This window comes from Pseudooceanicola sp. (assembly GCF_029213205.1).
Lineage (GTDB): Bacteria > Pseudomonadota > Alphaproteobacteria > Rhodobacterales > Rhodobacteraceae > Pseudooceanicola.
Window position 1 is genome coordinate 41,560 of sequence record NZ_JARGNH010000019.1, and the last position, 22,852, is coordinate 64,411.

Annotated in this window: 19 protein-coding genes and 1 pseudogene; 3 read left to right on the top strand and 17 right to left on the bottom strand. The window is 61.1% G+C overall.

Going from position 1 to position 22,852, the window contains the following annotated elements:
* Positions 1 to 72 precede the first annotated feature (72 nt).
* Complete coding sequence (locus P1U48_RS13640; protein ID WP_301069633.1) at positions 73 to 1,176, top strand: CaiB/BaiF CoA-transferase family protein; 1,104 nt, start codon at positions 73 to 75, stop codon at positions 1,174 to 1,176.
* 22 nt (positions 1,177 to 1,198) lie between these two features.
* Here P1U48_RS13640 and P1U48_RS13645 read toward each other — a convergent pair whose 3' ends face one another.
* The 17 genes from P1U48_RS13645 to P1U48_RS13725 form a co-directional block, all read right to left on the bottom strand.
* Positions 1,199 to 1,987, bottom strand: a complete 789-nt coding sequence (locus tag P1U48_RS13645; RefSeq protein ID WP_301069635.1) for an SDR family NAD(P)-dependent oxidoreductase — start codon at positions 1,985 to 1,987, stop codon at positions 1,199 to 1,201.
* A 13-nt stretch (positions 1,988 to 2,000) separates the two neighbouring features.
* Positions 2,001 to 2,792, bottom strand: a complete 792-nt coding sequence (locus P1U48_RS13650; RefSeq protein WP_301069674.1) for an ABC transporter ATP-binding protein — start codon at positions 2,790 to 2,792, stop codon at positions 2,001 to 2,003.
* Between the two features lie 60 nt (positions 2,793 to 2,852).
* A complete protein-coding gene (locus P1U48_RS13655) occupies positions 2,853 to 4,091 on the bottom strand; it encodes an ABC transporter substrate-binding protein (RefSeq protein ID WP_301069637.1) in 1,239 nt (412 codons plus the stop codon).
* 35 nt (positions 4,092 to 4,126) lie between these two features.
* The gene (locus P1U48_RS13660; RefSeq protein WP_301069676.1) at positions 4,127 to 5,089 is read right to left on the bottom strand and encodes a branched-chain amino acid ABC transporter permease; all 963 of its coding nucleotides are present in this window, start codon (positions 5,087 to 5,089) and stop codon (positions 4,127 to 4,129) included.
* A gap of 93 nt (positions 5,090 to 5,182) precedes the next feature.
* Entirely contained in the window at positions 5,183 to 6,067 is an 885-nt protein-coding gene (locus P1U48_RS13665; protein WP_301069639.1) for a branched-chain amino acid ABC transporter permease, read from the bottom strand.
* 15 nt (positions 6,068 to 6,082) lie between these two features.
* On the bottom strand, positions 6,083 to 8,080 hold the full coding sequence (locus tag P1U48_RS13670; RefSeq protein WP_366142894.1) for an AMP-binding protein: 1,998 nt from the start codon (positions 8,078 to 8,080) through the stop codon (positions 6,083 to 6,085).
* A 4-nt stretch (positions 8,081 to 8,084) separates the two neighbouring features.
* Positions 8,085 to 8,864: an ABC transporter ATP-binding protein gene (locus P1U48_RS13675; protein ID WP_301069641.1), complete on the bottom strand. Its 780-nt coding sequence runs from the start codon at positions 8,862 to 8,864 to the stop codon at positions 8,085 to 8,087.
* Positions 8,865 to 9,059: 195 nt separating this feature from the next.
* Positions 9,060 to 9,485, bottom strand: coding sequence for a MaoC family dehydratase N-terminal domain-containing protein (locus P1U48_RS13680; protein ID WP_301069643.1), 426 nt, complete (start codon positions 9,483 to 9,485; stop codon positions 9,060 to 9,062).
* Between the two features lie 76 nt (positions 9,486 to 9,561).
* Positions 9,562 to 10,356 (bottom strand): citryl-CoA lyase, encoded by a 795-nt coding sequence (locus P1U48_RS13685; RefSeq protein ID WP_301069645.1) that lies wholly within the window; start codon positions 10,354 to 10,356, stop codon positions 9,562 to 9,564.
* Complete coding sequence (locus P1U48_RS13690; protein WP_301069647.1) at positions 10,356 to 11,270, bottom strand: SDR family NAD(P)-dependent oxidoreductase; 915 nt, start codon at positions 11,268 to 11,270, stop codon at positions 10,356 to 10,358. Before P1U48_RS13690 ends, P1U48_RS13685 begins: the two co-directional genes overlap by 1 nt.
* 12 nt (positions 11,271 to 11,282) lie before the next feature.
* Positions 11,283 to 12,242 (bottom strand): hydroxymethylglutaryl-CoA lyase, encoded by a 960-nt coding sequence (locus P1U48_RS13695; RefSeq protein ID WP_301069648.1) that lies wholly within the window; start codon positions 12,240 to 12,242, stop codon positions 11,283 to 11,285.
* 4 nt (positions 12,243 to 12,246) lie between these two features.
* Positions 12,247 to 14,253, bottom strand: a complete 2,007-nt coding sequence (locus P1U48_RS13700) for a biotin carboxylase N-terminal domain-containing protein (RefSeq protein ID WP_301069649.1) — start codon at positions 14,251 to 14,253, stop codon at positions 12,247 to 12,249.
* A 10-nt stretch (positions 14,254 to 14,263) separates the two neighbouring features.
* Positions 14,264 to 15,871, bottom strand: coding sequence for a carboxyl transferase domain-containing protein (locus P1U48_RS13705; RefSeq protein WP_301069650.1), 1,608 nt, complete (start codon positions 15,869 to 15,871; stop codon positions 14,264 to 14,266).
* Complete coding sequence (locus tag P1U48_RS13710; protein WP_301069651.1) at positions 15,868 to 17,259, bottom strand: AMP-binding protein; 1,392 nt, start codon at positions 17,257 to 17,259, stop codon at positions 15,868 to 15,870. The genes P1U48_RS13705 and P1U48_RS13710 overlap by 4 nt, the downstream gene beginning before the upstream one ends.
* Positions 17,260 to 17,285: 26 nt before the next feature.
* On the bottom strand, positions 17,286 to 18,446 hold the full coding sequence (locus P1U48_RS13715; protein ID WP_301069653.1) for an acyl-CoA dehydrogenase family protein: 1,161 nt from the start codon (positions 18,444 to 18,446) through the stop codon (positions 17,286 to 17,288).
* A gap of 9 nt (positions 18,447 to 18,455) precedes the next feature.
* Positions 18,456 to 19,235, bottom strand: coding sequence for an enoyl-CoA hydratase/isomerase family protein (locus tag P1U48_RS13720; protein WP_301069655.1), 780 nt, complete (start codon positions 19,233 to 19,235; stop codon positions 18,456 to 18,458).
* Positions 19,232 to 20,413: an acyl-CoA dehydrogenase family protein gene (locus tag P1U48_RS13725; protein WP_301069657.1), complete on the bottom strand. Its 1,182-nt coding sequence runs from the start codon at positions 20,411 to 20,413 to the stop codon at positions 19,232 to 19,234. Before P1U48_RS13725 ends, P1U48_RS13720 begins: the two co-directional genes overlap by 4 nt.
* 96 nt (positions 20,414 to 20,509) lie before the next feature.
* On the opposite strand from P1U48_RS13725, the gene P1U48_RS13730 reads away from it, so the two are divergent.
* Positions 20,510 to 22,543: an NADPH-dependent 2,4-dienoyl-CoA reductase gene (locus P1U48_RS13730; protein ID WP_301069659.1), complete on the top strand. Its 2,034-nt coding sequence runs from the start codon at positions 20,510 to 20,512 to the stop codon at positions 22,541 to 22,543.
* Positions 22,544 to 22,576: 33 nt separating this feature from the next.
* Positions 22,577 to 22,843: pseudogene (locus P1U48_RS13735) on the top strand (IS5/IS1182 family transposase); the annotation flags it as partial.
* Positions 22,844 to 22,852 lie beyond the last annotated feature (9 nt).

Genomic DNA, 22,852 nt, shown 5'->3' on the forward strand with positions numbered 1-22,852 from the left:
TTGCCTTTTGCGGCGGATTGCGCTGCTATGGGGTGGTCCCGCACGCGGAAAAAACAAGACCTGGAGCCTGATATGAGCACTGCACCCCTGGCCGGCCTGAAAATCCTCAGCCTCGCCGAACAATTCCCCGGTCCCTATGCGACCATGCTGTTGTCGGACATGGGGGCCGAGGTGATCATGATCGAACGACCGGGGGTCGGCGATCCGGCCCGGCAATTTCCACCGCTGTTCAGGGCGCTGAACCGTGGCAAGCGCAGCGTGGCGCTCGACTTGAAATCCGCCGATGGCCTCGCACAATTTCGCACCCTTGCGCAAACCGCCGATGTCATCGTTGAAGGGTTCCGCCCCGGAAAGCTCGCGGCGCTCGGTGCCGGGTTCGAGGACATCCGCAAGATCAATCCGAGCCTCGTTTACGTGTCGATTTCGGGATACGGGCAGGATGGACCTTATCGAGACAGGGCAGGGCACGATCTGAGCTATGAAGGGGTCGGTGGTCTGCTGGCCGATCAGGCGGATGCCGGGCAGGCCGGACCGCTGCCGACCGTCCCCTTGGCGGATATTGGCGCGGCGCTGTTTGCGGCCATCGCAATCCTGTCGGCGGTTGTCTCCAGTCAGCGCACGGGGCAGGGGCGTTACGTGGATGTCTCGATGTCGGACGCCGTGGTCTCCATGCTCACCGCCTTCCTTGTTCCGGCGGCCAATGGCACGCCGCTTGGCGAGTTCATCGCCGAACCGGCCTATGGCGTGTTTACCTGCAAGGACGGCAAGTTGATGACGTTGTCTATCGCGCATGAGGACTGGTTCTGGACACCGTTCTGCAATGTGATCGGCAAGCCGGAGCTTGCTGGATTGAAAGGTCGCGAGCGTGTCGCCCGTAAGGACGCGCTGCGCGAAGAGATCGCGGCGGTGCTGGTCAGCAAGACGCGCAATGACTGGGGCGATCAGTTCGACCGCGCCGGCGTGCCCTGGGGCCCGCTCCATTCGCTCGTTGAAACGCTTGATGACCCGCATGTGCGTGCGCGCCAGCTGCTGCGCACCATGACGCAGGACGGCGGCAAGACCGAAACCTTCCTGGTCCAGCCGTTGAAGTTCGACAATTTTGACTCCGAGATTTCGGGCCTGCCTCCGGAGATCGGCGCCGACAATGACAGCGTCTTTGCGGGCGGCTCCGATTGACGGCCACCCCCCGCATTTGGCGCTAGCAGGCAAAGGAATACCCGCCATTCACCGGATAGGTCTGTCCGGTGATCCAGCTGGCGGCATCCGAGCAGAGAAACAGGATCATGCCGGCGGGGTCTTCCGGCTCGCCCAGCCGGCGGATCACATATTGCGACAGCGCCCGCTTTTCGGTCTCGGCGTCGGGGAGCAGATCGGCGACCGCCGGGGTTCTGGTGCCGCCCAGGGCGACGCAATTTGCGGTGATGCCAAATCGGCCACCGGCCTTTGCAATGGCGCGCATGAAACCTGCCGCCCCGGCCTTGGCACCGGAGTACACCGCCAGATGCGGCTCGCCCACGCGGCCCGCGTCCGAGATCACCGTCACGATACGCCCATAGCCGCCTTTGACCATCAGCGGCATCGCATGGCGGGTGCAGTTTAGAACCCCATCGAAATTGGTGGCCATCCAGCGGCGCCATTCCGACGGGTCCGATTCCCAGAACGGAACCAGGTCGTCAAGCCGCGACGTCGGCCCGGCGTTGCCCGCGTTATTGACCAGAATATCCACGCTGCCGAAGGTTTCCTGTACCTTGGCAAAGGCCGCGCCGACCGCTTCGAAATCGGACACGTCAAAAGCGAGCGGGAGCGCCTTTGCGCCTGCCGCTTCCACTTCGGCAGCAACGCTTTCGGCGCGCTCGGCGTGGAAATCGTTGATCACAACGGCGCCTGCGCCGTGCTGGGCCAGATAAAGCGCGACCTGTCGGCCCACGCCCTGACCGGCCCCGGTTACAAATGCAGTACGTCCCTTGATGTCGAGTAGCTCACTCATAGCAATTCCTTTCCTATCCCAGCCATCTCTTGCGGCGCCGATAGTGTTTGATTTCACGATAGCTCTTGCGTTCGCCCGAGGCGGTGACACCGAGATAGAATTCCTTGATGTCCTCGTTATCGGCGAGCTTGTCGGCCGGGCCGTCCATCACGATACGTCCGTTTTCCATCACATAGGCATAATCCGCGATCGACAGCGCCGCGGCGCTGTTCTGTTCGACCAGGAAGAACGTCGTGCCTTCCGATTTGAGTTGCTTGAGCACCGCGTAGACATCGCGGATCATCATCGGGGCCAACCCCAGCGACGGTTCGTCGATCGCGATGAGTTTCGGTTTGGCCATCATCGCCCGGCCGATCAGCAGCAACTGCTGCTCGCCGCCGGACATGAAGCCGGCGGTGCGGCTGCGCAGGTCCGCAAGGCGCGGCATCAGCGTATAGACATGGTCCAGCCGGTTTTTCAGCTCGGCAGAGTTGGGCACCATGTGCCCGCCGACGATCAGGTTCTGCTCGGAGGTGAGGTGACGCAGCACGCGCCGGCCTTCCATCACGTGGATCAGACCGTTCTTCACCACATTCGACGCTTCCATGTTCTGAATCGCGGTGCCGTTCAGCATGATGGACCCCGCCGAAACGGTCCCGTCTTCGGACTTCAGCGTCCCGGAAATGGCTTTGAGCGTGGTGCTTTTTCCCGCGCCATTGCCGCCGAGCAGCGCAACACATTGACCGTCCTGGACAGACATCGACACGCCCTTGAGCGCCAGGATGACGTCGGAATAGGTCACTTCCACGTTGTTGAGTTCCAGCATGGTCATTCTGCCCGGGGCTAAGGATCAGGACGGGCGCCGCAATCGCGGCGCCCGGTTATTTTACCACTTGTGAACGTCGGGAACATCGACGCCGGTGGCTTCAATGGAGATCTTGCCATTCTTGACGGTGCCCACATTCACCTTGAGACCCTTCAGAGGGAAAGGCGCTTCGGGGGTGAAGGTCAGGGTCGGCAGGAACCCGTGGGTTTCCTCGGTGGTGATAGGCCCGGCAAAGAGCGCCTCGCGCACCTTCTCGCCGGTCAGACCCTCGGCGCCGTTCTCCTCGATCGCGTGCCCGATCACGGCCACGGTGTACAGACCCTGGGAAATGCCCATCGCGGTGACGACGTTCCAAGGCGCGTCGAGACCATGATCGGAAACCAGTGTTTCATAAAATTGCCGCGAGGGAGTATCCTCGTCAGCCGCAACGGCCATACCGTAGGCTTCGTAATCGCCTTCGAGCTGCTCGAGTCCGCCAAGCGCACCGCCGGAGGCGGGCAGCCCGTTATGCGAACTCATCATGATCGGGATGTCGGCGCCGTTGGCTTGCAATCCACGTTTCGCCGCAACCACGATCGACGTGTTTGTCTGGATGATCAAAGCTTCGGCTCCGGCCCGCGCGACGCGGCGCATCTGCGTCGTCAGATCGGTCGGTTGTACTTCGGTATAGATGACCTCGACGAGATCAAGTTCTTCCGGGTTCTCTTCTGCATAAAGTTCGAGACCCTTGGCCATATCGACATAGGCAGGCGAGGCTTCTGAGGCCATAACTGCGAATTTGAGAGGCTCATCGCCGCCCCGCTTCTCTTTCAACCAAGCGAGGAAGCCTGCGCTTTCGTGCGAATAGGTCGGACGCGGATTGAAAATCCAGGCATCGGACTGCCAGGCATAGCCGTATGCGGCTGTCGCCATGAACATCGGGATCTTGTCTTCCGGCAGGCGTTCGGACAGGGCGGCAACGTCAGGCCCGCCGAGGCCCACCACGGCAATCGGGTCCAGTTCCGATTTGATCCCGGGCCAGAGGCTCGCGACCTGTGCCGCGTCATAGCGGGTTTCGTAGTTCTTGTAGTTCAGCCTTACGCCAAGTTCCTTGCCGCGGGTTTCATTCCACCAAGTGAACACAGCCTCGCGTCCGCCTGCCAGAATGGGCATGATGTCAGCATAGGGACCGGAAAAGTCCGAAAGCAGAGCCAGATTGTATGTCGTTTCCGCCTGCGCCTTGAACGGCATGGCTGTCGTGACTGCTATGGCACCCGCTGCCAGCAGGCCGCGAAGCCCAAGTCTTGTCTTGTAGGTCATTGTTATTCCTCCCAGGTTTAAAGCCACCCTGTTCGTCAATAGGGGAACGGCCAGATACGGTAAGATGATTTCAGGATATTCCAGCGGTGCATCAGCCCCTTGGGTTCAAGGATCATGAACAATGCGATCACGCCGCCGAGAATGACATTCATGCCGGCGAATACGATGTCGCCGCCCAGAAAGGACACCGACTCAGCGATATTGGGGCCGACCGTCGCGATGATTTCCTGTATCAGGCGGATGATGAACACACCGACCAAAGCCCCCACGATCGACCCCATTCCGCCGACGATGATCATGGCCACGAAGAAGATCGAGTTAAACAAGGTGAACTGATCCACACCGACAAAGCGGATCAGATAGGCCCAGAGCGCGCCCCCCACGCCGGCATAGAACGCGCCGATCAGAAAGGCATTCGCCTTGGTGGCCGCAACGTTGATGCCCATGATGCCGGCTGCCACGTCATCGTCCCTGACGGCCACGAAGGCCCGGCCAAAGCGTGACCGCACGATCCCGAAAGCGCCGGCGATCATGATCGAAGCAACCACGAGATTCATGTAGAATTGCGATGTTTCGCCGACAAAGCGCAGTCCGAAAAGTTCCGCAGGGGGAACTGTGATGCCGTTTGACCCACCCATCCAGGTCGATGGCAGGTTCAGGACCGCAAAGTGAAAGATGAACTGGGCCGCGATGGTTGTCAGAGCCAGGTAGAACCCCTTGATCCGTGCCGCAGTCAGGCCGAAGAGAAAGCCGAACAGCGCAGCCGAGAACCCGGCCAAGGGAATCGTCAGAAGGAACGTGAGGCCGGTTTTTGAGGCCAGGATCGAGGCCGTATAGGCACCGACACCCATGAATGCCGCCTGGCCGAGATTGATCTGCCCGGCATAGCCGGTGCAAATCTGAAGCCCGACGGCGATGACGGCGCTGATCATCATCATGTTCAGCACGGCAATGATGCGCCCGCTCGCAAGATAGGGCGCCGCCAGCATGAGAACCATGAACAAGGCCAGTGCAATCGCTTGCCAACGCGTGCGGACGACGCGTCTGTCGGTGCGATAGCTTGTGGGGAAAATGCCGGAAGGGTCCATGAGTTACACCCGCTCGATCGCGCGCCAGCCGAACAGCCCGGTGGGCCGGATCAGCAGAATGGCAAGCATGATGATGTAGGGCACGACGCTGCCCAGAGAGCCGCCGATCAAAGGATCGAGGTAGTTTGTGGTCAGACTCTGGGCGATGCCGATGATCACCCCCGCGAGGATCAGCCCGCCGATGGATTCCAACCCGGCAAAAAGCGCCACTGGCAGGGCCGCAAAGCCGATATCCGAGGCCAGGAAGGTCAGTGACTTTCCGCTGAGAAAGATCATCGCGCCGATGGTGGACAGGATCGCCCCCAGAACCCAGGCGAAGGCAATCGAGCCCTTTACGGAAATCCCCATCGAAGACGCCACGACATGATCTTCCGCCACCGCGGTCATCCGCAGGCCGGACCGGGTCCGGTTGAAGAACCACGACAGACCGACGGCGGCGACAATGGTGATGATGCCGCCAATCAGCAGGTTCATCGGGATCAACATATCGCCGAGGAACAGGGGCTTGAGCGGGAAGATGATCGGGAAAGGTCGCACGGCCGGGCCAAACAGCAGCAGCACAACGCCGCGCAACAGGATCAGCAGGCCGACCGTGACCATGACCATCGAAAAGACCGATTCACCGATCAGCTTTGTCAGGAAAATCCGCTCGATGAGATAGCCGACGATGCCCGCGAGAACCAGCGAGAGCGGGATCGACAGCCAGAGGCTGAGCTCGACCTCCATGGTCGTGTACCAGACGATGAACCCGCCGATGATCACAAGTTCGCCCTGGGCGAAATTGAACACCTTGCTGGCACGGTAAATCACCACAAAGCCCATGGCCACAAGCGAATAAAGCAGGCCGATCAAAGCCCCGGTTATGATGTCATTGATGAAATAGACCATTGTCACCGACCTCCTTCAAAGTGTGGACTGCCGACTGGCAGCCTTCGATGCGTGTTCTACATCTGATATCCGCACGGTGGCCTTGAGCACGCCCTGACGGCCATCCTGATAGGTCACGGCGATTTCAAGGTCAGCCTGATCATCACCGCCATAAATCGCCTCGACAAGTTTCGCATATCGCTCTTCCAGAAAGGCCCGCCGCAGTTTCCGGCTGCGGGTCAACTCGCCTTCGTCCGGGTCGAGTTCCTTTGGGAAGTTCGCAAATCGCGCCACCCGCGAACCCGCGGGCAAAAGCGCATTGATTCGCGCCACTTCGCCTTTGATCAGTTCGAGAATCTCGGGTTTCTGCGACAGATCGGTATAGGTGGAGAAGCTGATCTTGTTCTCTTCCGCCCAACGACCCAGAACTTCCATGTCGATATTGATCAGCGCGCTGACGAAGTCGCGGGCTTCGTCGCCCAAGGTCATGAGATCCTTGATGAACGGGCTATAGCGCAGCCGCGTTTCGATAAACTGCGGCGGGTAGCTGTGCCCGTTTGCCAGGCGGCGCATGTCCTTGACACGGTCAAAGAACAAGAGCTCTCCGTCGTCGGTCATCGACACCGCGTCGCCGGTTTCATACCAGCCATCTTCGGTCAACGCTTCCGCAGTCTTGTCGGGCTTGCCGTGATAGCCGCCAAATCCCGAACCGCCGCGCACAAGGAGTTCCCCTTCCGGCGACACCCGGAATTCCAGCGGCGCCCCGTAGGCCGGGTTGCTTTGCATCCAGCTGCCGCTTGTCTCAAGCTGATAGCTTTCGCCCACATGCGCGGTCAGAAGCCCGATTTCGGTAGCGCCATAGACGTTTCGCAGTTTGACCCCCATCGCGTGGAACATGCGAAAGACGTCCGGCGCCATCAGGGCACCGCCGCTCAACGCATTTCTGGCTTTGCCGAGGCCGAGATTGTCGCGCAAGTGATGCAGGACCAGCGCTTCGGCGAAGGGAAGTTGCAGGCGCGCGGCAAGGCTGGGCTTACGCCCTTCCAGCCGTTCGACATGAACGGCGCGACCGACCTTCATCCCCCAATTGTACATCGCGGTACGGATCTTGCCCGCACCCAGCATCCGGGCCTGCACGATGGAGGCAAGATTTTCCCACTGGCGCGGGCTGAACACCAAAGCGTCAACCGCCAGTTCGCGGATGTTGTCCAGCACTTCCTCGGGGCCTTCGGGAAAGTTGACGACCATCGGCGCGATCAGCCCGATCGACAGGCCGAAAATCTGTTCCGTCACCCAGGCGGGAGAAATGTAGGTCAGGTATTCTGTGCCGGGCGCGATATCGATCGCGCCCATCACCCGCGAGCAATTGTCGAACAGGTAACGATGGCTGATGATAACGCCCTTGGGCTTTCCCGTGGTCCCTGACGTGTAGGACAGCAGAGCCGTGTCCTCGGCGCGCCCGCGTTTGATGTGTTCCTCAAAGCGGGAGGGGTTCCCAGCGTGGATTTCACGCCCGGCCTCGCTCACGCTTTCGAAGGAATGCAGCAGCGGATGATCATAGCCCCAGAGCCCTGAATCATCCCAGTAAACGATCGCCAGAGCACCCGAGTACTTGCCCGCGATCTCGATGCATTTGTCGACCTGCTCCTGATCCTGCGCCAGAAAAATCCGCGTTTGCGAGTCTTCGGCCAAATACAGAATTTCTTCGGCGTTCTGATCCGGATAGACAGACAGGACTTTGCCGCCCAACGACTGAACGGAGTATTCAGCCCAGAAATGTTCGGGTTCGTTTTCGCCGATCATCATGACGGATTCGCCCGCCGACAGGCCCAGGTTCTCCAACCCGAGAGCCAGGGCACGAACCTTGTCAAGCACATCGGCCCAGGTGAATTCGCGCCAGATACCAAGCCGCTTGTGGCGCTCGGCAAGCGCGTTGGGCTCCGAAAGTGCGCGGGCCAGCAAAACCTGGGGCAGGGTTTCGCACTGCGTGACGACCGGGTCGGAAAAGACCATTGCTGTTCGTTGTTTGACCATCCCGCTACCCCAGATATGCTTTGATCACAGCCGGGTTTTTCTGGATCTCCTCGGGTGTGCCTTCGGCGATCACCCTCCCGAAATCCAGCACCACGATCCGGTCGGCAAGATCCATCACAACGCCCATGTCGTGCTCCACCAGAACCACCGGGATTTTGCGCGCCTCGCGCACATCGAGAACGAAACGCGCCAGGTCTTCCTTCTCTTCCGAGTTCATGCCAGCCATCGGCTCATCCATCAGCAGAATCGACGGTTCCTGCGCCAGCGCACGCCCCAGATCGACCCGCTTGCGCAACCCGTAGCCCAATGTGCCCACGGGCCTGCTCCGAATCGCCTCGATTTCCAGAAAATCAATGATTTCCTCTGCCGCTTCGCGATGCTCCGACTCTTCGCGCATCACAGGACCAAACTGGAAAAAGGCCTGAAACACATTCGATTTCATCAGCATGTGTCGGCCGATCATGATGTTCTCCACCACGGTCTGCCCGGCAAAAAGATGGGTGCCCTGAAAAGTACGGGCCAGGCCACGCCGGGCGATCTGGTCAACACGCAGGCCGGTCACGTCCTGCCCGGACAATTCGATCCGGCCCTTCTGCGGACGGTAGAAGCCCGCGGTAACGTTCAGAAGCGATGTTTTTCCGGCACCGTTCGGGCCGATGATCGCAAGCAATTCATCGTCGTTTACGGTGATGCTCACATCGTCGAGCGCCGTCACACCGCCAAATTTCAAAGTTGCACCACGCACCGCAAGCGGTGATGGGACGGTCCCGCCATTCGTGGTCATGATGCAGCCCGTGTCTTTTCCCGACACCTCATGGAGTCGAGCATAGCCTGACCGTACAGTTGTCCGTTGGTAACGAGTTTTCCTCGCATCGTTTCTCCTCCCACCTCTTTATTCAGAGGTTTGCCTGGTCTATGCACCAAGTCGCTCCTCGCAAACTAACAACCGTTAGAAATTTTCGTCAACAACTGAATCTGATCAGACGGTCGCGTTTTCTGCGGAAAAGCTTCGAACGCCGTTTTGATTCTGACACCAGACTGTCCCGAAGGTTTCGGTCCCTTCATTGTGCAACAGCAATTCGCAGGGCAGCATCACCGGGCGCGACTTTGTGATCTCACGAAAGACAATTGATTTCTTCTCCCGGATACACAGCCGGTTGCCACTGAAATACTCGTGCTCGACAGTGACAAAGACGATTGCCCCGCTGCGGCCTTGCTTGGCCGTTATATCCCCGAATAACGAGCGGCGGGTGACGGTCTTTCCAATCTTCAGCCGCGCGATATGTGTAACACCGCCGTCAGCCCACATGCGGGCGGGCAGCGGGACAGGGGGGCAGAAATCCACCCCTGCGCAGAACATCTTCCTTGGTTTCGGAGCGTCCCAGCCAGGGCGCCAGCGGGTCAAGGTCGATCTCACTCATGTTCCTGGCCTCAGAAGGATCGCGGCATGCCGAGGATATGTTCGCCAACATAGGACAGGATCAGGTTGCTCCGGGACCGGAGGTTTCGAGGATCTCCTGCTCGGCGCGCTGCCACAATTCAAAGGAAATCGGGTTTTCGCTTTCCTCCAGGATATGCCCAACCAGCCCGATAGCCCGCGCCATGACGCCAAAACCGCGCACGATCTTCCAGGGGAAGCCGAATTCGCAGCAGATCGCGCCAATCGCACCAGTGGCGTTGATCGGCAGCATCTTGCCCGACTTTTCCTCGGCGACGACCTGAATTTTCTGGATCAATTCGATGTATTCACCGGATTTGCCGTTCTCGGCTGCAATTTCGAACAGGCGCGGGGTGCGCGGATCGACCGGTTTGTGCACCGGATGACCCAGCCCCGGCACGATGGTCTTTTTGGCGCGGAACTTCTCGACCGTTTCCAAGGCAATCGCATCCAGATCAGCGCCAGTGCCCAGTTTTTCCTCGGGCAGCGCCTCATAGAGCATCTTCGATGCGCCTTCCATGGAGCCGACAAACACCGTGCCCAAACCACATAGGCCAGCCGCGACAGCCGCCTGAAGCGATTCCGGTGCGCCCATATAGGTCATGCGCGCGGCCATGGCCGAGGGGGTGATCCCGTGTTCGACCAGGGTGATCACGATGGCATTGAAGACGCGACTTTCCTCGGGCGTGGCCTTGCGACCCGTCAGTTGCAGAAAGGCCAGATCGCCCAGGTTCATGTGGCCCAGAATCTCGTTCGGCAGGTCGAGCCCGCGCACGTTGATTTGGTCGGGGGTGCTCCAGCCGATCTTCGAGCTGATTTTTTTCTTGCGCTTACCCATCAGACCGGATCCCACGGAAACACATCCGCTGATACTTCGAGCGGTGTGAAGTGCGATTTGAGCGCAGGAATGGCGCGCTCGGCGATTTCATCAGCGGTCCAACCTTCACCCGAGTGGACAGAGCGCACCGGACGGGGCTGGTTGAACAGGAATATCTCGTTCATCCGCACTGCGAAGATCTGCCCCGACACATCCGCCGCGCGATCGCTCATCAGGTAACAGGCCATCGGCGCGACCTTGGCAGGGGTCATCTTCTTGACCTTCTCGACCCGCTTTTGCTGTTCCTCTGTGTCGGTCTTGATCGACGAGATCATCCGGCTCCAGGCGAAGGGCGCGATGCAATTGGAACGCACGTTCCAGCGCTTGAGATCCAGTGCCACAGATTTCGAAAATGCAGCGATGCCCAGCTTGGCGGCGGAATAATTCGCTTGCGCGAAATTGCCAATCAGCCCCGAGGTCGAAGTCATGTGCACAAGCGCGCCGCTTTCCTGTTCGCGGAAATAGTCGGCGGCGGCGCGGCTGGTGTTGAAGGCGCCATAAAGATGGACCTTCACCACCGCGTCGAAATCCTCATAGGTCATCTTGTGGAAGTAACCGTCGCGCAGGATGCCGGCATTGTTCACCACGGCGTCGATGCGGCCGAATTCCTTTACCCCGGCCTCGATCATCGCACGTGCGGCGTCGGGATCGGCGACACTGCCGCCATCGGCGATTGCATCGCCCCCGGCGGCCTTGATTTCTTCAACCACCTTTTGCGCTGCGGTTTCGGTCTGGCCGGTGCCTTTCAGCGACGCGCCCAGATCGTTGACCACCACAGCGGCCCCTTCGGACGCCGCCATCAGGGCAATATCGCGTCCGATTCCGCCACCTGCTCCGGTGACCAGAACCACCTTTCCATCAAGTGCCTTAGTCATTTTCGTCCTCCCTCAGCTTGCCTTGCGGTATTTGTCGAGACCGCCAGTGTGCATGACGCGGCCCATGAGCGGCACACCGATGATCTCTTCCGCCTTCACCGCAGCGGCGATAAGCGCGTCCAGATCAATGCCGGTTTCAATGCCCAGTTCGTGGCACAGGAAAACCGCGTCCTCGGTGCAGACATTGCCTGCGGCACGTGCATGGCCGTGGCCCGCGAAAGGACAGCCGCCAAGGCCGGCGACAGAGCTTTCGAACATGTCTACACCCATCGACAGGGCGGCATGGACATTAGCGATGCCCAGCCCGCGGGTGTCATGGATGTGCATCCCGATGCGCGCATCCGGTGCCATCTCGCGCAGCGCACCGATCATTCGTTTGACCGCCTCCGGGTTGCCCCAGCCCATCGTGTCGGCGACCACAAGGATCGGCACGGGAATCTGCTCTTCCTCGCAAAGTTCGAGGATGAAGCGGAAATCGTCCAGAATGCGCTCTTGCGGGATGGCGCCTTCGAAATTGCAGCCAAAAGCTGTCATCACATAGGCCGCATCAACCGTGTAGCCTTCTTCCTTGTAAAGCCTAACCCAATCGCGTTGCTTTTCGCGCATTTCGGCGGAGGAGCAATTGTTGTTGGACTGGGCAAAGGCCTCGGAGGGGTAGAACAGCAGGCGCGGGTCGATATCAACCTCATGCGCTGTCAGGGCCTTGCGAAACCCCTTGTCGTTCAGCCAGAGCGACGTGTAGTTCACGCCCGGCGTGCGCTTGATGCGCTGAAACAGCTCGCCGGTGTCGGCCATTTGCGGCACATATTGCGGGCTGACAAAACTGCCAACCTGAATGCGCTTCAGACCGGTATCGCTGAGCATGTCGATCAGCTCGATCCGCTGTTCGATCGGATAGATTTTCTTTTCGATCTGAAAGCCCTCGCGCGGGCCTTCTTCGCGGAATTCGACAAATTTGGGAAAGTCGCTCATGTTGTCACTCCTCGGACGGAAGAATCTCGGCGATGACCTGGCCGCGATCGACCATGTCCCCATTCGAGACTGTGATATTGCTGGCTGTGCCGGCGGCGGTGGCGCGGATCGATATTTCGAGCTTCATCGATTCCATGACTGCGATCACGTCGCCTTCGGAAATCAATTGCCCGTCGCTGACCTTGACCTCGACAATCATGCCGGTCAGCGGAGAAGTCACGGCACGATCCGCCGCCGCGTCACCACCCGCAAAGGCCAGCGGTGCCGCCGGGCGGTAGACAAGGCGGCCTGTTGGCGTGTCCAGTTCGATCACCCCGGCATGCAGCCGCGCGTCGATCAGATAGACGTCATCGCCTTCGCCCAACTGCCAGCGGCCCGGTGTGATTTCCCGCGCGGTCAGAGTGATCGCCTCGCCATCTTCGGAGCGCACGGTGTATCGGCTGCCCGGTTTGACCGGCCCGACGCGCAACTCTTCAGAGTCTCCGCCCGCGTCGGTCAGCGTCACGCGTTGCCCCGCTTCGAGCGGATCGCCGCCGAGACCGAGGCGCCAACCGGTGAATGTGTCGCGATTGCGCCAAGGGTCCGGGCTGTGATCGCACCGGTTTGAGGCCACAAAAAGAACAGCCGCCGCCGCCTTCCAAAGGTTGGAGCGGTCGGGCGCACCGGCCTGCGTCAACGTGTCGAGCCTGCCGTCGATCCAGCGGGTGTGAACCTGCATCTGTTCGAATTCAGGGTCGCGCGCCAGTGCCGTCAGAAAGGCGCGGTTGGTTTGCACACCTTCCACCGCAACGTGTTCCAAAGCGGTCGCCAGCCGCGCCAATGCGGTCTCCCGGTCGGGCGCATGAACGATCAGCTTGGCGATCATCGGATCGTAATAGGGCGTCACCGCGTCGCCTTCTTCGACGCCACTGTCGATGCGCAGACCTTCCGGCAGGCTTAGCGTGGTCAAGGTGCCGGTTGAGGGGGCGAATTGCATCGCCGGATCCTCGGCATATAGCCGTGCCTCGACCGCGTGGCCGTTGATCTTCAGGTCATCCTGCACCAGGCCAAGGCCCGCGCCTTCGGCAATGCGCAGATGCAGCGCAACGAGGTCCAGCCCGGTGATCGCCTCGGTGACGGGGTGTTCCACCTGAATGCGGGGGTTCACCTCAAGAAAGAAGTAATCCTCGCCCGCGACCAGAAATTCGACCGTGCCCAGCCCGCGATAGTCAAGCGTTTCGCCCAGGCGCACCGCGTCATGCGCGATCTCGTCCAGCAGCGCGCGGGGCAGGCCCCAGGCCGGGGCCTCTTCGATGACCTTCTGGTGGCGGCGCTGAAGCGTGCAGTCGCGTTCGAACAGATGCACCACATGGCCCTTGCCGTCGCCCGCGATCTGCACCTCGACATGGCGCGCTTCTGGCAGGAAACGTTCCAACAGCAGACCTTCGGAGCCAAAGGTGGACTTTGCCTCGCGCAGCGCGCCTTCGATGTCTTCCACAAGGGTGGATTCATCGGTGACAAGCCGCTGGCCGCGCCCGCCACCGCCGCCGACGGCCTTGAGCAGGACCGGCAGGCCCATCGCGCGGACCTCATCGGCAATCTGCTGGGGATCGGACCGCGCACCTTCCGCTCCCGAAATCACCGGGACGCTGGCAGCCACGGCCGCCGCTTTGGCGCTGGCCTTGTCGCCGAAACGGTCAAGCGTGTCCGGCGTCGGCCCCATGAAGATCATGCCGACGGCTTCGACCGCCCGGGCGAACTCGGAGTTTTCGGCCAGAAAGCCATAACCGGGATGGATCGCATCCGCGCCGACCGATTGCGCGGCGGCAATCACCGCGTCGATTTTCAGATAGCTCTCGGAGGCTGGACCGGCGCCGATGCAGACGGAATGTCCGATCTCGCGGACATGCAGCGCATTGGCATCGGCCTCAGAATGCACGCCGACAGGGGTGATGCCGCTGGCCCGCGCGGTGCGCGCGATCCGGCAGGCAATTTCGCCGCGATTGGCGATGAGAAGCGTTTTGATTTTCATTGCTCGCGCCTCACATCCTGAACACGCCGAAATTGGTTTCGACCTTGGCTCTGCGCGAGGTCACATCCAGCATCAGCGCCATGACATCGCGGGTCTCACACGGCTCGATCACGCTGTCGATCCAGAGGTTGGAGGCGAAATTATAGGCCCCTTGAAAATTCTCGTATTCCTTGCGGATCGGCGCCTTGAAAGCTTCCTCCTCCTCTGGGGTCCAGCTTTTACCCTCGCGCTCGTTGATCTGCGCGCGGACCTGCGCCAGCACGCTGGCGGCCTGTTCCGGGCCCATGATCGCGGAGCGGCCCGTAGGCCAGGCGAACATCGCGTCCGGTTGGAACGGACGGCCCAGCATCGCCAGATATCCGGCCCCGTAGGAGCCGCCGGTGATAATGGTGAACTTTGGCACCCGGGCCGAGGACATCGCGGTGATCATCTTGGCACCGGCCTTGGCGATGCCCATCTGCTCGACCTCGCGGCCGACCATGAAGCCGTTCACATCGGCCAGGAACAGCAGCGGAATATCGCGCTGGACGCAGAGGTTGATAAAATGCGTGGCCTTCAGCGCGGCCTCGACAAAGAGCACCCCGGTGTTGGCGATGATGCCGACTTCGTGGCCGTTGATGCGGCCCCAGCCGGTCATGATCGTGTCACCATAAAGCGGCTTGAATTCGTGAAAATCGCTGTCGTCCACCAGCCGAGCAACAATTTCACGGTTGTCGGTCGGCACCTTGGGATCGCGGCTGACAAGGCCATAGATTTCCTCGACCGGATAGGCCGGCTCGCGCGGCGTCGCAGGCGTTTTGCGCGACTGGGGCTTTTCGCCCAGATGGCTGACGATATCGCGGGTGATGGCCAAAGCGTGGGCGTCATCTTCGGCCAAATGGTCGGTCACACCGGAAACGGACGAATGCATCTTGCCGCCGCCCAGTTCTTCGGCTTCAACCTTTTCACCGGTTGCGGCAAAGGTCAGTTCCGGCCCACCAAGATACATGAAGCCCTGACCGCGCACGATCACCACCTCGTCGCAAAGCGCCGGGATATAGGCGCCGCCCGCCGTGCAGGGCCCCATGACCACCGCGATCTGCGGCACACCGTCACCCGACATGCCGATCTGCTGATGGAAGATCGAACCGAACTGGCCTTCGTCGGGAAAGATATTTTCCTGATCCGGCAGAAACGCGCCGCCGGAATCGACCAGCGTGATCACCGGAAGGCGGTTCTTCCAGGCGATTTTCTGGGCGCGCACATGCTTGCGGCAGGTCATGCCGAAATAGGTGCCACCCTTCACGGTGGCATCATTGGCGATGATCATGCACTGACGGCCCTCGATCACCCCGATGCCGGTGATGATGCCTGCCCCCGGCGGCACGCCGTCATATTTGTTCAGCCCGGCAAGTTCGCCCAGTTCCAGAAAAGGCGTGCCAGGATCGATCAGCCGTTCGATCCGCTCACGCGGCAGGATCTTGCCTTTCGACACATGCCGGTCCCGCGCCTTTTCCGGGCCACCGACACGTTGTTGCAGGCGAAGGGCATGCAGTTCGGCGATCTTTTCGCGATACCGCGCGTCGTTTTCCCGAAAGTCGTCGGACCCGGTGTCGAGGAGAGATTTCATTTTTGTCATGGCAGGTCGGGGTATTCTCTCAGAACGAAGGCGACCTTGGCGGCGCCAGGTTTTTCGAAAGTGTCAGGCGCGACCAGATGCACGTCGGCCTTGAAGACAAGAGCATCGCGCAGGCGCTGTTCAATTTTCTTCTTGAGGGCGTCGTCATCGACCGGATCGCGACCGGGGCCGCGTTCGACGATCACCGTCAGCGCGCCTTGGGTCGTATGGCCTTCGAAATCGGCCACGATACGCATGACGCCGTTGGTGTCCGGCACCATTTCGATGATCACGCTGTTGATCGCCGACGGGAACACATTGGCGCCGCGCACGATCAGCATGTCGTCGGTCCGACCGGTGCAGCGGATCTTCGGGCCGGTGCGCCCGCAGGTGCATTCGGTGTCGATGACCTCGATATAATCGCCAGAGCGGAACCGTACGACGGGGCTGGCCTGACGGCCGAGCGCCGTATAGATCATCTCGCCTTCGGCGCCCTTTTCCCAGGGAATGATCTTGCCACTTTCGGGATCAAGCAGTTCGGTGATGATGTAGTCCATGTTGACCATATGCATCCCCGACTGGGCATCGCATTCGGCCCAGTAGGTCACACCCAGATCGGTGCCGCCCAGCATTTCACAACATTTGGCACCCCAGGCCGCCTCGATCTTGGCCCGAATGGCCGGGATGCCGCCACCGGGCTCGCCACCGACGATCACCTGCTCGACGCCCAGCTCGGTGGCCTTGCAGCCAAGCACCTCCGGCGCTTTCTCCGCCAGGTGCAGAACGAAATTCGGGGCGCCCACGATGCAGCGCGGGCGCGTGTCGGCGCAGGCGCGCAGCAGCCGTTCCGCGCCGCCATCGGCCCCCACCGGCACGTCGATTGCGCCCATGTACTGCAAACCCTGCATCACCGGAATGCCGCCGACAAAGCCTTTGGCCAGCGCAAACGCATGCAGCACCATATCACCGGGCCGCACACCGTTGGCAAAGAAACAGCGCGCGGTCATCTCGTGCCACATTTCGGTATCGGCCTCGGTCAGCGCCACATAGGACGGGCTGCCGGTGGTGCCGGACGAGGCCTGCATCTGGATGATGTCCGCCATCGGCGCGGCCCGGTGTTTGCCGAAAGGCGGCTCCGCGGCAAGGCTTTCGCGGATTTCGGTCTTGTAGGTGAAGGGCAGCTTCTGCAGGTCTTCGATGGTGCGGATGTCGTCGAAATCCACACCGGCCTCAGCGAACTTCTCTTGATAGAAGGTCGAGTTCACCTTGAGATAGGCCATCTGCTCGCGCAGCCGCTCTTCCTGAATGCGGCGCACTTCGTCGAGCGGCGTGCCCTCGATCTCGTGCCAGAAGCGATCGTTCACCTTGTCGGCGGCGTCCTGCCGCCGGAAGCGCATTCCAAATTGCATGTTGTCCTCCCTTCCGGGCCGCGCGTTCAGTAGGAGCGCGGCAGGCCCATGACCTTTTCGCCGATAAAGCTGAGGCACAGCTCGCGGTTCACGGGTGCCGTCCGCAGCAGTCGCACCAGCGGGTACATTTCGTAAAGCCCCGTATCTTCGGTAAAGCCCGATCCGCCATGGGCCTGAAGCGCGGCGTCCACGGCCTCGATCCCGGCTTCGGCGGCGGCGTATTTGGCCATGTTCGAAGACGCCCCCGCAGGCAGCTTGTTGTCAAACTCCCATGCCGCGCGACGGGTCATCAGGCTGGCCATCTCAACCGCTGTATGCGCCTTGGCCATCGGATGCTGCACACCTTGGTGCGCGCCGATGGGCTGATCGAATACGTTGCGCTCGGAGGCATAGGCCACGCCCTTGTTCAGCGCGAACCGTCCGATGCCGCAGCAGAGCGCGCCTAGGATGATGCGCTCGGGGTTGAGGCTGTCGAACAGGATCGAGAACCCTTCATCAACCTCGCCGACCACGTCCTCGGGGCCCAGATCGACCTCGTCAAAGAACAGGGTCCACTGTTCCTCAGGCAGGGGGATCGAGATCTTCACCCGCTGTTTGTCGACACCCTTTTTCTTCAGATCGACGGCAAAGAGGGTAAAGCCGTCAGTCTTGCGACTGACCTCGGTATGCGGCTTGGTCCGTGCCACCACCAGACAATAATCCGACACCTCGGCCCCGGTGATAAAGGTCTTTTCCCCCGACAGGCTGAACCGGTTGCCCCGGCGCTTGGCCAGCGTGGTGGCCTTCATCGTGTTCGACCCGGCGCCCGGTTCGGTGATCGCAAAACAGAACTGGATCTCGCCGCGACAGGCGGCCGGCAGCAGCTCTTTCTTGTGGAATTCGGTGCCGTGGCTGGCGAGGTGGGCCAGCGACATGGTCGGTCCCACCACCATCATCAGAAGCGGGATGCCGTGATTGGCGGTGCCTTCCATGAACAGGGCCATTTCGGTCATGCCAAGGCCGGCGCCGCCGTATTCTTCGGGCACCATGATCCCCAAGAAGCCATCATCGGCAATTTGTTGGAACATCTCCCTGGGGAATTCGTGCCTGCGGGCGTGATCCAGCCAATAGGCATTGTCGTATTTCTGCGCCAATTGTCCGCCGTAGGCGTAAATCTGGCGCTGTTCGTCGTTTAAAGTGAAATCCATGGTTCTTCCTCAACCCTTGAAAGCGGGTTTGCGCCGGTTCTCGAACGCGTCGAGCCCTTCGGCGACGTCATCGCCAGGCAGTGCGCGCACGGCGGCGTCACGCTCCAACCGCATTTGCTGGTCAATGCCGAGATCCGCACCTTCCCGTGCCAGCCGCTTCATCTCGGCAATGCCATGACGCGAGCGGGTGGCGATCTTCTGGCAGTATTCCAGCGCGGCCTTGTGCAGATCCGCATCCGGCACGATGTAATTGACCAGACCGGCCTCTTTGGCCTCGCCCGCTTCAAGCCAGCGGGCTGAGAACATCAGGTCAAGCGCCCGGCGCTGCCCCATCAACCGCGTCAGCCGTTGCGAGCCGCCCCAGCCCGGGATCAGCCCGAACTGGGCGTGCTGATCGCCAAATTGGGCGGTTTCGGCCGCAAAGCACACATCGCATGCCAGCATCAGTTCGATCCCACCGGCCAGACACAACCCCTGCACCGCCACGACAACAGGGAGGGAGGAGGTTTCGAGCGCACGCAGGTTGTTCATGCCAAAGGCGATGAAATGGTCCAGCGCGGCGGGATCGTTCAGTTTGCCTTTCACTTCAGTCAGATCTGCACCGGTGCAAAAGTGCTTGCCTCGCGCCCGGATCAGGATCGACCGGATGTTCCGGTCGGCCTCGAACCTGACGCGCGCAGCAGAGATGCACTCGTGAACCTGCAGTGACAGGCAATTCAATTTCTCGGGGCGGGCCAGCTCGATGATGCCAACGTTGCCTTCGGTACTTACGGCGACTGGATCACTCATTTCGATGCTCCCTTCGCTTTCTTGTCGTACTGCAGCGCCATCCGCCCGACCTTCTCACGGGCGATCACAAGCTTCTGGATTTGCGCAGTGCCATCACCGATCTGCAGACCAAGCACATCGTTATAGCGCTGGTGGTGCGGCAGGTCGGTGGTGTAGCCGTAATGTCCGTGCAGGATCAGACACTGGTGCAGGATTTCACAAGCCGTCTTGGGCAGGTACCATTTGCACATTGCCGCCTGCGAAGTGTGGGGCAGGCCACGGTCGCGCAAATCCAGCGTGTAGTAGCAAAGCTGACGCATCATGGTCAGCTGGGTTTCGGCCTCGGCCAGCGGAAAGCTGACGCCCTGATATTGCACGATGGGCGCGCCGAATGCCTCGCGTTCCTGGACATAGGCCCAGGTTTCATCCACTGACGCCTGCGCCGTGCCGAGGCATTCCAGCCCGATCAGCGCGCGGGAATAGTCGAACCCCGCCATGATCGTGCCAAAGGCGCGGTCCTGTTCGGCCATCATGTTTTCGGCCGGTACAAATACGTCGTCGAAAAACACCGATCCGCGCCCGACGGGCTTGGTGCCGATGTCGTCGAAATGGGTGCGCTTGATTCCGTCCTGATTGAGATCGACGAAAAAGGCGCTGACCCCGCGTGCGCCACCATCAGGATCGCCGGTGCGGGCAAAGACCACCGCCGCGTCGGCCTGGCTGGCAAAGCTCATGGATGTCTTTTCACCGTTCAGCCGCCAGCCGTTGCCGGATTTTTCGGCCTTCAGGATCAGGTTCGCCGCATCCGAGCCGCCGCGCGGCTCGGTCAGGCCCAGGCCGATGACCGCATCACCCGACACCACCTTGGGCACCCATTCCGAGGCAATATCCTTGGAGGCGTGCTTGGCGACCATGCCGCCCATGAGCGAGCCCAGAAGCTGCACATAGCTGGCGTTGAAATCGGCATAGGCGATCTCTTCGACGATAAGCCCCGACGTCACCGAGCTTTCGCCAAGCCCGCCGAATTCTTCGGGCAAATCGGCACCGATCAGGCCGAGCGCGCCCATCTCCTTGATCAGCGTTCGATCAAAGGTGTGACTGCTGGCGCGCTCCAGGTAGCTGGACGCCAGCTTTTCTGTTGCGAATCGCTTTGCGGTTTCGCGAAAAGCCTTTTGATCTTCTGTTGGCTGGAATTGCATCGGCGCTCCTCCCCATGACCGAAAATATGTTCTTCCCCAAAAATCTAACAAATGTTAGAATGTAGATCAAGAGTAGTTTTGAGGAGGATGCTCATCATGGAAAACACGCAGAAAGAAAGCTTCGGGACCATGCTTTCCCCGATCCGCGCGGGCCAGCACATGTTGAGAAACCGTGTCATCATGGGATCGATGCACACCCGGCTGGAAACCGAGCCTGACGGCATTGCCAAACAGATCGCGTTTTATGCTGAGCGGGCGCGGGGGGAGGCGGCGATTCTGGTCACCGGTGGGTTTTCCCCCAATGCCGAGGGCATATTCGATCCCGAAGGTCCGCGCATCGATGACCCTGAAGAGGCACGCGGCCTGCGCCCGATCTGCGAGGCGGTGCAGGCCGAAGGCAGCCTGCTCTGCGCGCAGCTTTTGCATGCCGGTCGCTATGCCAAGATCGAAGGCTGCGTGGCGCCAAGCCCGATCCGGGCGCCGATCAACCGTTTTGTTCCGCGCGAAATGACCGACGCTGACATCCGTCGTACCATCGAAGATTTCGCCAAAGCCGCCGCCAATGCGCAGGCCGCAGGTTTCGATGGCGTCGAAATCATGGGCTCCGAAGGATACCTTCTCAACGAATTCACCGTCACCCACACCAACAAACGCGAAGACGACTGGGGCGGAAGCGCCGAGAATCGCCATCGCTTCCCGGTCGAAATCGTGCGCGCGGTGCGGGACCGTTGCGGGCCCGACTTTCTTGTCATCTACCGCATTTCCGCCGCCGATCTGGTCGAGGGCGGCGCGCCCGCCGGTGAAATTGCAGACCTGGCGCGCAAGATCGAGGCGGCAGGCGCGGATATTCTCAACACCGGTATCGGCTGGCATGAGGCGCGCGTGCCCACCATCGCCTATCCGGTTCCGCGCGGCGCCTGGCGTCAGGCGGCGGCGAACGTCAAGGCGGCGGTGTCGATCCCGGTGGTCGCCTCCAACCGAATCAACACGCCCGAGCTTGCCGAGGACATCCTTGCCTCTGGCGATGCCGATATGATCTCGATGGCACGCCCCTTTCTGGCTGACCCGCATTTTGTCAAGAAGGCGCACGAAGGCCGCGCCGACGAAATCAACACCTGCATCGCCTGCAATCAGGCCTGTCTGGACTTCATCTTTTCGGATCGACCGGTTGGTTGTCTGGTCAACCCACGCGCCGGGCGCGAAACCGAATTTCGGGATACGCCGACAGAGTCACCCAAGAAAGTGGCCGTGGTCGGTGGCGGCGCCGCAGGCATGGCCACGGCCGCCGAGGCGGCAAGACTGGGCCACGACGTCACGCTTTTCGAAGCGCAAGACAAGCTGGGCGGTCAGTTGAATCTGGCACGCGCGGCACCGGGCAAGGACGAATTCGACGAAACCCTGCGGTATTACAGCGGCCAGATGCAAAAGCACGGCGTCAAGCTGCGCCTTGGGCAGCGGGCCGGGCTGGACGATCTGACCGGCTTTGACCATGTGGTCATTTCCACCGGGGTCACGCCGCGCATTCCCGACCTGCCGGGCGTCGATCATCCCAGTGTCGCAACCTATGCCGAGATTCTGTCCGGCGACCGGGCGGCGGGCGACACCGTCGCGGTGATGGGGGCAGGGGGCATCGGCCATGACGTGGCCGAGTTCCTGGTGACCGAACCGGCCGAGGCCCATAACGCCGACGCATTCTGCGAGACATGGGGCGTGGATCCGGCGTTTGCCACCTCGGGCGGGTTGGCAGGCGATCCGCTGGCCCCGAAATCATCGCGGCGCAAGGTTGTGATGCTGCAACGAAAGGCATCGAAACCGGGCGCCGGGCTTGGCGTTTCAACCGGCTGGATCCTGCGCAACGCGCTGCGCAAGCACGGGGTCGAGGCCTTGGGCGGGGTGGTCTATGAGCGCATCGACGACGCGGGGCTGCATATCCTCATGGACGGAAAGCCAAAGGTCATCGCCGCCGACACGATCGTGCTTTGCACCGGTCAGGAGCCGGAACGGGCCCTGGCGAAAGAGCTCGCCACCCGCAACGCCACCGTCACGATGATCGGCGGGGCAAAGGAGGCCGCCGAACTCGATGCGCTGCGGGCTATTGATGAAGGGGTGCGTCTGGCGCAAAGCCTCTGAGACTCCAGGGCGAGGGAGAATGCGCCGCGGCCGTCGAACGAGCATTTCTCGGTCGACAGCACGCCGGTGAAAGCCTGGGCATCGACGAAAGGTTTCCAGCCGAAGGTCGAGGTTGCCCGGCCTGACGGTGATGGGGCGGGCGGACCGCCCGCCCCGAACACAACGACAGAAACCGACCCTTCCGAGACCGCTGCGATGCCCCGCAACACCAAACCACACCGCAATGCCGAGGTCGATTTCAAGGGCGAGAAGCGCTCGAATGCCACCCATGCCTCGACCACGGACCCGGACGCATGGCTCTAAAAGAAA

Bases quoted from the DNA above. Each gene is read 5' to 3' on its own strand.
- P1U48_RS13640 (WP_301069633.1), top strand. From the start codon at position 73: ATGAGCACTGCACCCCTGGCCGGCCTGAAAATCCTCAGCCTCGCCGAA.
- P1U48_RS13645 (WP_301069635.1), bottom strand. From the start codon at position 1,987: ATGAGTGAGCTACTCGACATCAAGGGACGTACTGCATTTGTAACCGGG.
- P1U48_RS13650 (WP_301069674.1), bottom strand. From the start codon at position 2,792: ATGCTGGAACTCAACAACGTGGAAGTGACCTATTCCGACGTCATCCTG.
- P1U48_RS13655 (WP_301069637.1), bottom strand. From the start codon at position 4,091: ATGACCTACAAGACAAGACTTGGGCTTCGCGGCCTGCTGGCAGCGGGT.
- P1U48_RS13660 (WP_301069676.1), bottom strand. From the start codon at position 5,089: ATGGTTCTCATGCTGGCGGCGCCCTATCTTGCGAGCGGGCGCATCATT.
- P1U48_RS13665 (WP_301069639.1), bottom strand. From the start codon at position 6,067: ATGGTCTATTTCATCAATGACATCATAACCGGGGCTTTGATCGGCCTG.
- P1U48_RS13670 (WP_366142894.1), bottom strand. From the start codon at position 8,080: ATGGTCAAACAACGAACAGCAATGGTCTTTTCCGACCCGGTCGTCACG.
- P1U48_RS13675 (WP_301069641.1), bottom strand. From the start codon at position 8,864: ATGACCACGAATGGCGGGACCGTCCCATCACCGCTTGCGGTGCGTGGT.
- P1U48_RS13685 (WP_301069645.1), bottom strand. From the start codon at position 10,356: ATGGGTAAGCGCAAGAAAAAAATCAGCTCGAAGATCGGCTGGAGCACC.
- P1U48_RS13690 (WP_301069647.1), bottom strand. From the start codon at position 11,270: ATGACTAAGGCACTTGATGGAAAGGTGGTTCTGGTCACCGGAGCAGGT.
- P1U48_RS13695 (WP_301069648.1), bottom strand. From the start codon at position 12,242: ATGAGCGACTTTCCCAAATTTGTCGAATTCCGCGAAGAAGGCCCGCGC.
- P1U48_RS13700 (WP_301069649.1), bottom strand. From the start codon at position 14,253: ATGAAAATCAAAACGCTTCTCATCGCCAATCGCGGCGAAATTGCCTGC.
- P1U48_RS13705 (WP_301069650.1), bottom strand. From the start codon at position 15,871: ATGACAAAAATGAAATCTCTCCTCGACACCGGGTCCGACGACTTTCGG.
- P1U48_RS13710 (WP_301069651.1), bottom strand. From the start codon at position 17,259: ATGCAATTTGGAATGCGCTTCCGGCGGCAGGACGCCGCCGACAAGGTG.
- P1U48_RS13715 (WP_301069653.1), bottom strand. From the start codon at position 18,446: ATGGATTTCACTTTAAACGACGAACAGCGCCAGATTTACGCCTACGGC.
- P1U48_RS13720 (WP_301069655.1), bottom strand. From the start codon at position 19,235: ATGAGTGATCCAGTCGCCGTAAGTACCGAAGGCAACGTTGGCATCATC.
- P1U48_RS13725 (WP_301069657.1), bottom strand. From the start codon at position 20,413: ATGCAATTCCAGCCAACAGAAGATCAAAAGGCTTTTCGCGAAACCGCA.
- P1U48_RS13730 (WP_301069659.1), top strand. From the start codon at position 20,510: ATGGAAAACACGCAGAAAGAAAGCTTCGGGACCATGCTTTCCCCGATC.